The 13,213-nt window shown below is 50.2% G+C and carries 12 protein-coding genes; 11 read left to right on the top strand and 1 reads right to left on the bottom strand.

From position 1 onward, the window contains the following. Positions 1-56: 56 nt before the first annotated feature. The 7 genes from LLG46_08530 (at position 57) to mqnC (ending at position 8,045) form a co-directional block, all read left to right on the top strand. The gene (locus LLG46_08530) at positions 57-2,201 is read left to right on the top strand and encodes an LUD domain-containing protein (protein MCE5323345.1); all 2,145 of its coding nucleotides are present in this window, start codon (positions 57-59) and stop codon (positions 2,199-2,201) included. 1 nt (position 2,202) lies between these two features. Further along, a complete protein-coding gene (locus tag LLG46_08525; protein ID MCE5323344.1) occupies positions 2,203-3,651 on the top strand; it encodes a menaquinone biosynthesis decarboxylase in 1,449 nt (482 codons plus the stop codon). Further along, on the top strand, positions 3,644-4,225 hold the full coding sequence (locus LLG46_08520; protein ID MCE5323343.1) for a UbiX family flavin prenyltransferase: 582 nt from the start codon (positions 3,644-3,646) through the stop codon (positions 4,223-4,225). The genes LLG46_08525 and LLG46_08520 overlap by 8 nt, the downstream gene beginning before the upstream one ends. Beyond that, entirely contained in the window at positions 4,226-5,098 is an 873-nt protein-coding gene (gene ubiA, locus LLG46_08515; GenBank protein ID MCE5323342.1) for a putative 4-hydroxybenzoate polyprenyltransferase, read from the top strand. Between the two features lie 67 nt (positions 5,099-5,165). Continuing rightward, the gene (mqnE, locus tag LLG46_08510) at positions 5,166-6,293 is read left to right on the top strand and encodes an aminofutalosine synthase MqnE (protein ID MCE5323341.1); all 1,128 of its coding nucleotides are present in this window, start codon (positions 5,166-5,168) and stop codon (positions 6,291-6,293) included. Then, positions 6,265-7,023: a menaquinone biosynthesis protein gene (locus tag LLG46_08505; protein ID MCE5323340.1), complete on the top strand. Its 759-nt coding sequence runs from the start codon at positions 6,265-6,267 to the stop codon at positions 7,021-7,023. The genes mqnE and LLG46_08505 overlap by 29 nt, the downstream gene beginning before the upstream one ends. Continuing rightward, positions 7,020-8,045, top strand: a complete 1,026-nt coding sequence (gene mqnC / locus LLG46_08500) for a dehypoxanthine futalosine cyclase (protein MCE5323339.1) — start codon at positions 7,020-7,022, stop codon at positions 8,043-8,045. The genes LLG46_08505 and mqnC overlap by 4 nt, the downstream gene beginning before the upstream one ends. Positions 8,046-8,570: 525 nt before the next feature. Here the strand turns inward: mqnC and LLG46_08495 are convergent. Beyond that, the gene (locus tag LLG46_08495; protein MCE5323338.1) at positions 8,571-9,017 is read right to left on the bottom strand and encodes a PEP-CTERM sorting domain-containing protein; all 447 of its coding nucleotides are present in this window, start codon (positions 9,015-9,017) and stop codon (positions 8,571-8,573) included. Positions 9,018-9,055: 38 nt separating this feature from the next. Here LLG46_08495 and LLG46_08490 point away from each other — a divergent pair, with 38 nt between their 5' ends. The 4 genes from LLG46_08490 to LLG46_08475 all read left to right on the top strand — a co-directional run bounded on the left by LLG46_08490 (position 9,056) and on the right by LLG46_08475 (position 13,189). Beyond that, complete coding sequence (locus LLG46_08490) at positions 9,056-9,928, top strand: MTAP family purine nucleoside phosphorylase (GenBank protein ID MCE5323337.1); 873 nt, start codon at positions 9,056-9,058, stop codon at positions 9,926-9,928. A 39-nt stretch (positions 9,929-9,967) separates the two neighbouring features. Further along, a complete protein-coding gene (gene surE / locus LLG46_08485; GenBank protein ID MCE5323336.1) occupies positions 9,968-10,747 on the top strand; it encodes a 5'/3'-nucleotidase SurE in 780 nt (259 codons plus the stop codon). Positions 10,748-11,306: 559 nt separating this feature from the next. After that, entirely contained in the window at positions 11,307-12,011 is a 705-nt protein-coding gene (locus tag LLG46_08480) for a prepilin-type N-terminal cleavage/methylation domain-containing protein (GenBank protein ID MCE5323335.1), read from the top strand. Continuing rightward, positions 12,011-13,189, top strand: coding sequence for a glycoside hydrolase (locus tag LLG46_08475; GenBank protein MCE5323334.1), 1,179 nt, complete (start codon positions 12,011-12,013; stop codon positions 13,187-13,189). The genes LLG46_08480 and LLG46_08475 overlap by 1 nt, the downstream gene beginning before the upstream one ends. Positions 13,190-13,213: the final 24 nt, after the last annotated feature.

Below are 13,213 nucleotides of genomic sequence, written 5' to 3'. Positions count from 1 at the left end.
AACGCGGCTTGACTGACGGCTGACAGGGTAGGATAATTAGTGCTGAGGTGGATTAATTGGGAGAATCAAGGGCACATAAAAGGCAAGTTAAGAAAGCTCTGAAGGATGGGCAGCTTCAGACTGCACTCGAACGTGCGGCTGTGACATACGATAAGGCTCGCGTCGAGGTGATGAAAGACTTCGATGCCGCTGGGTCACAAAGTGAAGTCCGTGCGCTTAAAGAGCGATGCGTGAGTAATATAGATGACCTCTTTACTAGGTTCAAAAAAAGCGCTGAAGGTGTGTCGGCTGTTGTACATGAGGCTGTTGACGGCGCGGAGGCTGTGCGGATCGTGCTCGAATTGGCACGTGAGCATGGGGTCAGGAAGATCGTCAAGTCCAAGTCGATGCTCACAGAAGAGATCGAACTCAACCCAAGACTCCAGGAAGCAGGGATCGACGTCACTGAGACTGACCTGGGCGAATGGATCATCCAGCTCGCCAAAGAAAAGCCCTCGCATTTCACACAGCCCGCAGTTCACAAGACCCGAGAACAGATTGCAGAGCTTTTCTCGAAAGTGACTGGTGAGCATCAGGATGCGGATGTGCGCAAACTCGTAGATGTGGCGAGAGTGCAGCTTCGCAAAGCCTTCATCGAAGCGGATATGGGCATCACAGGCGCAAATATAGCCATTGCCGAGACGGGCGGGATCGTATTGGTCACCAATGAAGGCAATGGTCGGCTGGTCTCCACGCTGCCGCCGATACATGTCGCGATTGTCGGATATGAGAAGCTGGTCGAGACTATGGACGACGCGAACGCCATCCTCAAGACACTATCAAAAAACGGCACGGCTCAAAAGCAGACGGCTTATGTCTCGTTCATAACCGGACCCAGCCGCACCACAGATATCGAAAAGACTCTCGCACTTGGAGTCCATGGTCCCAGGGAGCTGCATATAATCTTTGTAGACAATGGTAGAAAGGCTATGGCTGCAGACGAGACCTGCAGGGAGGCGCTTTATTGCATCAAATGCGGCGCATGCCTGAATATGTGCCCCGCGTATAACTCCATAGGTGGACATGCTTACGGCAACGCTTATATGGGTGGGATCGGGTCGGTGCTGACTGCATTTCACCGCGATTTGGATTCGACTCAAGACACTATCGGACTCTGCACGGGATGTGGTTACTGCACGAGTATATGCCCGTCCAAGATCGACACACCATCCATGGTGCTTGAACTGAGAAAGCGGCTGGTCGATAAACATGGGTTGAACGCCACTTCTCAAATCCCAATGACTATGCTCAAGCAGCCAGATAAGTTCATATCAGTTCTTGCGATGGCGCGAAGTATGCAAGTGCCGTTTGTCGGCGGAGACGGACTGCTCAAGGACTTCCCCATCGGCTTTGCGCTTGGAACTTCGAGGAAGATGCCCGGTCTTGCAAAGCAGTTTTTAAGAGAGATATTGCCGGAGGAATCGTCCAAGTCGGGAAAGATGAGTGTCGGGCTCTATGCAGGATGCATGCTCGACTTTGTCTACCCAGATATCGGACAGGCCATATGGAATGTGCTGGGTAAGAGTGACGTGAGGACTTTCTTCCCACATTCTCAATGCTGCTGTGGAGCACCGGCGTTTTATATAGGCGACCAGAAAACTGCCAAGGAGCTTGCCATCAGCAATATTGCAGCGATGGAGATCGGATCGCCCGAATATATCGTGACCGGATGCCCGACATGCGCGATTATGCTCAAGGAAAAGTATCCAGAGCTTTTGGCGGGTACCGAATGGGAAGAACGTGCGAAGGCTCTATTGGATAAGGTATATGACTTTTCGTCATTTGCGATCCAGATACTTGGGCTCAAGATAGAAAAGAAGCTCGACGGCAAGTTGACATATCACGATCCATGTCACCAGGTGAGGGGACTTGGCACATCCATCTGCTCAAGAGAGCTGATAAAAAGCACGGGGATGGAGATTGTCGAGATGGAGAAGGCCGACCAGTGCTGCGGGTTTGCAGGCAGTTACGCCGTCAAGCAGTCGGGAATATCCTCGGCAATACTCGATCGCAAAATTAAATGTATAGAAGAGACCGGCGCGAAAACGCTTGTCACGGACTGCCCTGGATGCATTATGCAGATACGGGGCGGGTTGGCTGCGCGAGGCAGTGGAGTTAAAGTGTGTCACAGCGCGCAGATAATCGAGGGGATAATCGACTAGCATGGCCTACATCGACCTGAGGGATTATATAAAGCGTCTGGAAAAGTGCGGCGAACTCGTGCGGATAAAGCATAAAGTCAGCCCGAAGCTCGAAATCACTGAGATTGCGGACAGGACCGTCAAATCCGGCGGACCGGCACTGCTGTTTGAAAATGTAGAAGGCTCAGACCTGCCGGTGCTCATAAATCATTACGGCAGTATGCGCAGGATGGCTATGGCTCTGGGAGTCGAGAGCCTGGATGATATAGGCGATGAGATTGTAAATTTGATCCAGACTGATGCGCCCGGCGGGCTGATAGATAAAGTTATGATGCTGCCAAAGCTCGCAAAACTGTCATCGGCTTTTCCGAAAACGGTGAACAAAGCACCATGCCAGGAAGTCGTGCGGACGGGCGAAGACGCAAGTCTCGCATTTATGCCTATCCTCACGTGCTGGCCGGGGGACGGCGGACCGTTTATTACACTGCCGATGGTATTCACAAAGGACCTTGATACCGGCAAGCGTAATGTCGGGATGTACCGGATGCATGTGTATGATGACAAGACGACTGGCATGCACTGGCACATTCACAAGGTTGGAGCAAAGCACTTTGCAAAATACGAGAAGCGAGGCGAAAGAATGCCGGTGGCTGTCGCGCTCGGCGGCGACCCGGCAATCACTTACGCCGCTACTGCTCCTGTGCCAGAGGATTTCGATGAGATGATATTCGCGGGGTTCCTGCGCAAGTCTCCGGTCGAGATGGTGCAGTGCAAAACAATCGATATGCAGGTTCCGGCACACTCGGAGATTGTGCTGGAAGGTTATGTGGAGCCGGGCAAACGAAGGATTGAAGGACCGTTCGGCGACCACACCGGTTATTATTCACCCGCGGATGAGTATCCGGTATTTCACCTTACATGTATAACTCACCGCAAGAACCCAATCTACCCAGCGACTATTGTAGGCAAGCCGCCTATGGAAGACTGCTTTATCGGCAAGGCAACCGAAAGAATTTTTCTGCCGCTTATAAAAACACAGATTCCAGAAATTGTGGACATGAACCTGCCGGTGGAGGGAATATTTCACAACATAGCACTGGTCTCGATCAGCAAGCGGTATCCTTTGCAGGCAAGGAAAGTCGTGAATGCTCTGTGGGGGCTTGGGCAGATGGCGCTGACTAAGATTGTTATAGTTTTTGATGAAAACGTGGACGTGCAGGATATAAGTGAGGCCATATGGAGGCTTGGGAGCAATATCGACCCGCAGAGGGATGTGTTCTTTACCGAGGGTCCGGTGGATGTGCTCGACCATGCCGCTCCGCAGGCTCTGTTCGGCTCCAAGATGGGTATAGACGCCACAAAAAAGATGGAGGGCGAAAAGCACATCAGACCCTGGCCGGATGATATCGTGATGAGCCGTGAGGTGATAGAGAAGATCGACAGCATATGGAAGGAACTGGGGATTGGATAAAGCCAAACGAATTATGGTCGCCATATCGGGAGCAAGCGGAGCTATATACGCTCGAAGACTACTGGAAGTGCTGCCTTCACTCTATGACATCATATATCTTACTGCATCAGATAACGCTCTGGGGATCATAAAAGACGAACTGGGCTATGATGGCCTCGCTGAAATGATTCCGCAAGAAAACATGCGTAAGTTTTTGCCATTAAGTTGCACAGACTTGTCTGCACCCACTGCCAGCGGATCGCATGAATATGATGGGCTTATCGTGATTCCATGCTCTATGGGCGTAATTGGGAGAATTGCGTCGGGTGTCTCCAACGACCTGGTGACCCGCGCTGCGGATGTCTGTCTGAAGGAAAAAAGAAAACTGGTGCTGGTGGCAAGAGAAACTCCACTGAGTCTGATTCATTTGCGAAATATGACCTCTCTGGCTGAAGCCGGAGCAACAATACTGCCCGCAGTTCCAGCATTCTACAATAGGCCGAGGAGTATAGACGAGCTTGTGGACTTTGTGGTCGACCGTGTCTTGAGAGCCATAGGCGCAGACGTGCATCTTATTGACGGATGGGGCGAATAAGTGAAATCAGCAATTGCAGTGCCATTCCGCAAGCTCGGGATCATACTCGAGATGATTAAATTCGAGCATACAGTGTTCGCCTTGCCCTTTGCTTTGTCATCGGCCATCATTGCGGCAAACGGAATCCCGGAATGGCGCACGTTGGGATGGATATTGGTCGCGATGGTGGGAGCGAGAAGCACGGCTATGACATTCAACCGCATAGCCGATGCAAAAATAGATGCTAAAAACCCCAGGACCGCTTCACGCGCAATACCCAGCGGCATCGTCTCTGTTGGGGCGGCATGGGTATTTACTATTGTGTCAGCGGCTCTGCTTGTGGTCGCGGCTTATATGCTTAACCCGCTCGCGTTCGTTCTATCACCTGTGGCTATAGCAGCGGTGGTTATATACTCGTACACGAAACGATTCACCAGTCTCTCACACCTGTGGCTGGGGCTGTGTCTCGGGATAGCGCCGGTGGGTGCATGGATTGCAGTAACCGGGAAGCTCCAATTCGCGCCCATGGTGCTCAGTGCGGGTGTGATTGCATGGACCGCCGGGTTCGACATTATCTATTCACTGCAGGATATCGAGTTCGACAAAAAAATGGGACTATTTTCTCTGCCGTCTCGGCTGGGCGCGAGTAGAGCACTGCTGGTATCCAGGCTGCTGCATGCGTCGATGGTCATCATGCTCATCTGGTTCGGCATGCTCACTGGAAGAGGCTGGATCTATTTTGCGGGCGCGGGGTTGGTGGCGCTATTTTTAATATATGAGCAGAGTATGGTGTCGCCAAAAGATATCAGCCGGGTCAACGCGGCGTTCTTTACTATGAACGGGTGCGTAAGTATGGCTCTGCTCGGGTTCGTAATGGTGGATGTGCTTACGTGATGGACAAGATAATAGGCATCTGCGTAAGCAAAGCCATGCTCACGTTTATTTTGATGGATGTGCATATATGATTGATGAAATTATCGGCGGCAGCGATGTCGCGGGCGTGCTGCAAAAAGCACTGAACGGCGAAAGGCTAAATGTTGAAGATGGCGTGCGGCTCTTTGGATCGAATGACGTGCATGCAATCGGAGCTGCCGCAAATGAGATCAGGCTGAGGATCAATGGTGATCGGACGTATTACATTGTCAACCGTCACATAAACTACACCGATATCTGCAAGAACCGGTGCAAGTTTTGTGCATACTCGCGCAATGAGGGAGATGAATGCGCATATGCAATGAGCGTGGCGGAGGTGCTCGAGCGCGCACAGGAGTATTACGAGCAGATCAGGTTTACTGAGCTGCATATTGTCGGCGGGCTGCACCCCACCCTGCCTTTTTCATACTATACGGATATGCTGGGCACACTCAAATCGCATTTCCCGGAGGTTCATATTCAGGCGTTTACAGCCGTGGAGATTGCGCATTTGGCAGATATTTCAGGCATGAGTGTGCACGACGTCCTCATCGCACTCAAAGATGCCGGGCTCGGATCGATTCCCGGAGGAGGCGCTGAAATTTTCAACCCGAGAGTGCGGGGAATAGTTTGCCCGGAGAAGATGCCTGCCGAGAAGTGGCTCTCCATCATGCGCCAGGCGCACAATCTCGGGATCAAGAGCAATTCGACTATGCTTTACGGGCATGTGGAAACAGACCGTGAGAGGGTCGAGCATATGCTCACTTTGCGTGATCTGCAGGACGAGACTGGCGGATTTATGACATTTATCCCTCTCAGGTATCACACTGAAAATACTCGGCTGGGTGAGGTCGCCAAGCCCATGAGCGTAAAGGATCACCTCAAGCTATATGCAGTCTCGCGGCTGATGATTGACAATATCGACCACATCAAGGTTTTCTGGATAATGCTCGGGCTAAAACTGGCGCAGGTCGCTCTGAGCTATGGCTCGGACGACATAGACGGCACTGTGATCGAAGAAAAAATCACACACCGCGCAGGAGCGACGACACCGCAGGCAATGACTGTCGCCAGTCTGCGCCGGATGATCGAAGAGACAGGCACTGTGCCGGTGGAGCGCGACACAGTATATAATGAGGTAATCAGGGATGAAACTGGGATGTTTGCCATATCTTAATGTCAGGCCGCTGGTGCATTCGCTGGAAAACGGTGAGCTGCCTGACGGTTGGGAACTGGCATACGCCCCACCCTCCCAGCTTGCCAAAATGCTGGCTGCAGAGGAGATCGCTGCAGCGCCTGTGTCTGTTTTCGCAACTTTTCTCTACCCGAATTTTAGCATCTGCCCCGGAATATGCATTGCTGCTGACGGGCCGGTCAAGAGCGTGCTTTTACTGTCTAAGAAAGAGCCAAAAGACATAGACACAGTTGCACTGGATACAAGCAGTCTGTCCGGAGCGAATATGCTCAAAATTGTTCTTAAAGAAAACTATGGCATGGAGCCTGACTTTATCCGGGTGCCGCCGGACCCGGTATCGCATATGCTGGATGTATGCGACGCCGCAATGGTGATAGGTGACCCGGCTATGCTCTACCCAAAAGACGGGCTGTTTGTGATGGACCTGGCGGCTGAATGGAAGAAGCTCACAAATCTGCCTGCAGTATTTGCTGTCTGGGCAGGCAAGAGAATAACGCCCGAACTTGTCGATATACTGCACGACGCAAAGACAAAAGGAATGGCAAAAGTTCACCAGATTGCGATGGAAGAATCCAAGCGGCTGGGACTGCCGTTTGAAGTGTGCGATGAGTATCTATCAAAGATCATACATTACGATATGGGCAAGAGCGAAGCTGAGAGCATCAAGACATTTCACAAAAAGGCTGTGGAGCATGGGTTGGTGGAAGTATGATGAACATGCATGACGGCCTTACGCTGTTTCACATGCCACTGCCCGAGCTGCTGTGGAAGGCTGGATGCACATGTGAGCGTATGCATCCAGACAGGCTCAGGACATACGTTATTGACCGCAATATCAACTACACTAATATATGCGTTTCAGGCTGCAAGTTCTGTGCGTTCTACAAAAAACCGGGTGACCCCGAAGGGTATGTACTGACGGACGATCAGATACTTGAAAAGATACGCGAAGCCGTCGAACTGGGGGCTACTCAAATTCTGATGCAGGGAGGTCTGCACCCTGACATTAAGATAGACTGTTTCGAGGCGCTGTTTGCGAAGATCAAGGATCGGTTTGACATACAACTTCACAGTCTCTCCGCACCTGAAATCGTGCATATAGCCGATATCTCCGGCCTGAGTATAGAAACGACACTCGGCAGGCTCCATGACGCGGGTCTCGACTCTCTGCCTGGGGGCGGGGCTGAGATGCTGGTGGACGAAGTGAGGACAGCCATTAGCCCGAAAAAGTGCTCGTGCGATCAGTGGATGGATGTGATGAGAACCGCCACAAAGATCGGCATGCGCGCGACTGCGACTATGGTATTCGGCATGGGTGAAACACTTGCGGACAGGGTCTATCATATGGATAAAATCAGAGCTTTGCAAGAAGAGACAGGAGTCTTTACTGCGTTTATCCCATGGCCGTTTCAGCCGGGCAACTCTGAACTGGACATGCCGGCGGCGGGTGCTCATGATTACCTGCGGACACTGGCTGTCGCGCGGATGTATATAGACAATGTGGAGAATGTGCAGGCGTCATGGGTCACGCAGGGCAGTGAGATTGCTCAGTTGGCCATAAGTTCCGGCGCGAACGATATCGGCAGCACGATGATAGAAGAAAATGTTGTGGCTGCGGCGGGATGCCGACACAGGATGAATGAGTCTGAGATCATTGAACTGATCCATCGGGCTGGATATGATGCGGCTCAGAGGACAACTGGGTATGAACTGGTGAAAGTGCACCTGAAATAATCAATACAAAATATCAAATACTAAATCAGCTTCGCCCTCACCCCAAGGAGAGGGAATAAGATCAGCATTCGCTCTGGGCATCTTCGCCCAACACCTTGCGGTTACCAAAATATCAAAGAATGGTTCACAGCAGATTCCTCGTCGTTCCTCCTCGGAATGACAAATGCGTTATGTTATCTCTTGCTTTTCTGTTATGTCAGCGAGAGGTCGGAGGCAAGAATGCCCATCATAAGTGCGTCCGGGGCAGGAATACCCCGGACGATCAGTAAGGTAGGTTGTGCCATTACCTTAAAGCAACCAACAAATCATTGTGTTTTGCCATTTCAGCTTATATTTGTCATTTCCGCGAAAGCGGAAATCCAGACATCTAAACTATATTATATAGTGCAGTTTTCTGGATTCCCGATCAGGTCGGGAATGACATGGTTGCACACCAGCAAAATAATCAATACAAAATCTAAAACACTAAATAAAAAAGGCCCCGGCTGAGCGGGGCTGTTTATGTTTATTTTGGGATATGACTTTCTACTTTCTGCGTTTCCACGGCCTGAGAATAATACCGCCGATGCCTGTCATCAGAGCCAGCATAGAACTCGGTTCGGGAACAGGCGGAGGAGGAACCGCGCCAAGAACACCACTGCCAGATGGTATGAAACCGCATTCCGGTGAGCTGCTCTGAGTCTTGTAAACCACACAAGTCGCAGGCGCATTTGCCTGGGTGCTTGCAACCTGTGCCAATGGTGCTGTTTGAGCAGGCTGGATTTCATATGCCTGAACACTGTAATCAACCGGCGCTGATTCTACAGGTCCAGGTGTGATTTCAAAATTAGGCTCACTCGCAAGCTCGAGTGGCTCTTGTAGGACTTGCTCGGCAATAACCGGTTCGCCAGCAGGCAATATATCTTCTATGCCGGCAAAAGCAGGAGCAAGACAGATGACTATCGTAATAATTGTAATGAGAATAGTGCGCATATTTTTCCCTCCAGACACAATGAAAGGCTGCAAGAATCGTGCCAAAGAACAAACTTAGCAAAAACTTTGCAATAATAGCAGGTAGCCAAGGGTATAAAATGATAAAATCATTGGGTCGGAGCCTGTATATCGACCCGATAAAGACACCGTTCGGCGAATCTGCTCCAATACGCGAAGTTACCAAAAACGGAACGAAAGTATTCATCTTGTCGCGGCATGGCGAGACCGGATACCAAATATCAGCGCCGTTCGTAAACTATAGAGCCAATATATGGGCACTTAAAGAACTCGGCGTGGAAAGGATAATCTCATGGTCGGGACCGGGAGCTATCGATCCGTCCATACCCATTGGAGAACTATTGGTCCTCGGCGATATTATCGATGAAACAAAGGGACGATCATGCACCTTTTATGAAAGACTGGGGATCGGGTTCATCAGGCAAAACCCCGTCTTTTGTCCCGAATTGGCTGCAAGACTTGCACAAGCCATTGTAGCCCGACAGGGACACTGCCGCACAGACGATATATATGCGTGCACGCAGGGCCCAAGGCTCGAAACACGCGCGGAGATCAAAAAATTCGCATCATATGGTGCAACATTGGTCGGAATGACACTCGTGCCGGAAGCATTCCTTGCCAGAGAACTTGAAATGTGCTACTGTCCGGTCTGTTACATTACTAACTACGCCGAGGGGATCGTCGAGCGTTCCTACGAACCCGGTGAACTCTTCGAGGGATTGCTCTCTGGTGAAGAGAAGGCAAAAGTGGACGCGGCTGTCGATGCGCTGCCGGGTATAGTCATTGAGGCACTCACATCCGTACCCGATGAGCGGGAATGCAAATGCCACCTGGCTATGGAGCGTTACAGACGACAGGGAACCATAGGCGAAGACTGGCACAGTTGGATTTAGTATTTGAGATTTTAGATTTTATATTGGGTGGATCATTTTATGAATGTGCTTATTACAAATGATGACGGGATACACGCCGAAGGGCTTTTTGCACTCAAAACTGCTTTCGATAAGATCGCAAGTGTACATGTCGTTGCACCGGACCGGCCAAGGAGTGCTTGCGGTCACTCCATAACACTGCACAAACCACTGCGCGCCGACAAAGTCAAACTGCGTGACGGCAGCACGGCATTTGCCAGCAATGGAACACCGTCAGACTGCGTGAGCCTTGGGCTGCTTGGTATTGTTGAAGAAAAAATCGACCTCGTTATCTCAGGGATCAATAAAGGTCCCAACCTGGGATGGGACTTGACATACTCCGGGACAGTCTCGGCCGCAATGGAAGGAGCTATCTCAGGAGTTCCGTCTATGGCTGTGTCTGTCGCAACACATGAGTCTGACGTAAACTACTTGACAGCTGCGCGACTGACCGTTCAAATTGCGCGAATTCTCCAAGAACATAAACTGCCGGAAAGCACACTGCTCAATATTAATGTGCCGTCGGTGGACTTGGAAATCAAGGGAATTAGAATCACCAGAGCTGGTAAACGCAGATATATGGGAAGCCTGGAAAAAAGGTCCGACCCAACAGGAAGAGACTACTATTGGCTCGGCGGCGAACAGCCCATCGACAGCCTGGATGAGGGGACCGACGTCAAGGCTATTGCAGACGATTACATCTCCATTACGCCCGTCCATCTTGATCTTACTGATTATGCGGCGCTTGAATCGATCCGAGCATGGGGTCTGGACAGTATTGATGTGAATGGGGCTATGTAGAACACGTTGTGGTGGCTTTGTTATACATTAGGCTTGCAAACCTGGACATGCTGCATCTGTCTCCGACTTGGATAGCCGAAACATGGCAAAAAATCGGCTCATGGAGAATCGAGATGGCTGACATGTATAAGTCCTTTGGAAAAACTAGGCTATCCTCAAGCATACGCAATATCAGCTTGTTATAGTTCTAACTGATTTCTTGTGCACAAGTTATCCACAGGAGTTGATAACTCTGCTCGCGTGTAAGCTGAATACGTAATCATATACAACATGGTTAATGAGACACGACTAAACCAATCTGTTATGAAGTGGGTCGGGGGCAGGAATACCCCCGACCATCAACTGTAACTGTATTGCATTGTTAAGAGCAGATTCCTTGTCGTTCATCCACGGAACAACTGGAATTGAGACACTACCCTGCTTGTTGATCCGATCAAAATAACCAATACAAAATACGATATGCAAAATTTAGATGCTCTGTTGACATTTCCTGATTGCATGGTATACTTCAAATACAAGTAATGCTGTAGCATATATTGTAACGAAGGGGGTTTGCATTTTGAGAAGGGTCAAGGGGTTTACATTAATTGAGCTACTGGTCGTAATCGCAATTATCGCAATACTCGCTGCGATACTTTTTCCGGTTTTCACAGGCGCGAAAGCGAAAGGAAAACAGGCAGCATGTCTGAATAACGTGAAACAACTGGCTACGGCATATACAATCTATTGTGATAATTATGATGGGAAACTTTGTCCTTACGCAACGCCAGGTGCGGGACAGTGGAATCCGAATTGGCATTATTGGATGGAAAACATTATGCCATACGTGAGAAATTATAAAGTATTTGAATGCGCAGCAAGGCCAATGGGCAAATATTCTGATTATAACGGTACATACTGGTACAAATTTATAGGCTATGGCATCAACTATTACTATCTGGCAAGTAATATCGAAGGACAACCGGGCTATGTGCCGACAGGATTCGTTGCAAGCACCGTCAAGAACCCAGCCAAAACTGTATTCCTGGTCGACTCTATTGGCCGCACTGTGCAGAGCGGCGATGTACCAACTGATGGGCCTTACACATATAATGGACAAAGCTGTATCTACAGCGATATTGCTACACCTAAAAAGCTGCCGAATGAATATATAGTTTCCGATTGTCACAATGGAGGAGCTATTGTGGCATGGTGCGATGGGCATGCCTCGTGGATGAAAAAAACCAAGCTCTGCAAGGATACTTCACTCTGGGATTTGTATTGATGGAGCATACCGTTTGTCTTAAGATAACAAACGAAATACAAAGTAATCTTTCGGCGGCCAAGTGCCGCCGAATGCTTGTGGGACCCGGAGTGAACCAGCCGGACCCATTTCCGGGATATAACGGGTTTGTGGGATGGGAAGCGGTGATCAGACTCAAAAATGGAACATGGCTGGTTACATTCAACGCAGGCTACTGGCATGCTTCCCCAAGAGTTCAACCTATATATGAAAATGCGCTGCCATGGGTAGTTGAAGCCCCTACAGGCGGAAGGGCAATGATTATCAAGTCCGAAGATGAGGGAGTGACTTGGAGCAAGCCTGAGACACTGGTTGACACTCCTGACGATGATCGCCACCCATGCATCTATGAAGCGGCGGATGGAACTCTTATCTGCACATTCTTTACATATGGAGAGGATCGGGACAGAGAAGGCGAAGTCGCAAAAAGCAGCGCTATGACATATACGATGCGCTCATTTGACGGCGGCAGGACATGGACTGAGCCAGAGCGTATGGACACCGGTTTCACTAGAGATGCGACTGACGGACCGATTATCGCACTAAATGACGGCTCACTTTTGCTGGCGATATACGGCAAAGACGAGGGCAAGGACGAACATTACAAACTGGCCATCATGCGATCCACTGACGTTGGGCTCACATGGAAAAGGATAGCGGTGGTCGAAGCGGACCACACGCTTGAAGAGCCGGGCATTGCACAACTGCCGGACGGACATCTGGTTATGATCGCACGCCCTTATGCCGATGTGTGTTTTTCGGATGATGGGGGATATACGTGGACAAAACCCGCGCCTCTTTGCATGGGTAAGCTCGGAATATTCGCATGCAATCTGCTGTGTCTGGATAATGGCGTACTGATCTGCACACATGGCAATTACGCCACGCACGGCGGAGTATATGCAATACTCAGCGCAGACGGTGGACACACATGGCTTTCGCCGTCAAAGAAATACGGGTTCAGCGTGGATCCGGACGTCTATGGCTATACGCAGCCGATGCTGCTGCCGGATGGATCGATATTTGCCGTTTATCTGGATAACCAGGGAATCAGAATGGACCAGATTAGGCGCGAAGCGGTCTGGGGTGTGCGAATGCGGGTGCGAGAAGACCTAAGCGGGATTGAAATGCTTCCAGCACCTGGCGTAGACATAGCGTAATTGCTATAATATCTCAGCGGTTTT

Source organism: bacterium, assembly GCA_021371935.1.
In the GTDB taxonomy this organism is placed as follows: domain Bacteria; phylum Armatimonadota; class UBA5829; order UBA5829; family UBA5829; genus UBA5829.
Note: the sequence above shows the minus strand (reverse complement) of the source record. Positions and strands in the feature narration are given on the sequence as shown.

Bases quoted from the DNA above. Each gene is read 5' to 3' on its own strand.
- LLG46_08475 (MCE5323334.1), top strand. From the start codon at position 12,011: ATGGAGCATACCGTTTGTCTTAAGATAACAAACGAAATACAAAGTAAT.
- LLG46_08505 (MCE5323340.1), top strand. From the start codon at position 6,265: ATGAAACTGGGATGTTTGCCATATCTTAATGTCAGGCCGCTGGTGCAT.
- LLG46_08495 (MCE5323338.1), bottom strand. From the start codon at position 9,017: ATGCGCACTATTCTCATTACAATTATTACGATAGTCATCTGTCTTGCT.
- mqnE (MCE5323341.1), top strand. From the start codon at position 5,166: ATGATTGATGAAATTATCGGCGGCAGCGATGTCGCGGGCGTGCTGCAA.
- surE (MCE5323336.1), top strand. From the start codon at position 9,968: ATGAATGTGCTTATTACAAATGATGACGGGATACACGCCGAAGGGCTT.
- mqnC (MCE5323339.1), top strand. From the start codon at position 7,020: ATGATGAACATGCATGACGGCCTTACGCTGTTTCACATGCCACTGCCC.
- LLG46_08525 (MCE5323344.1), top strand. From the start codon at position 2,203: ATGGCCTACATCGACCTGAGGGATTATATAAAGCGTCTGGAAAAGTGC.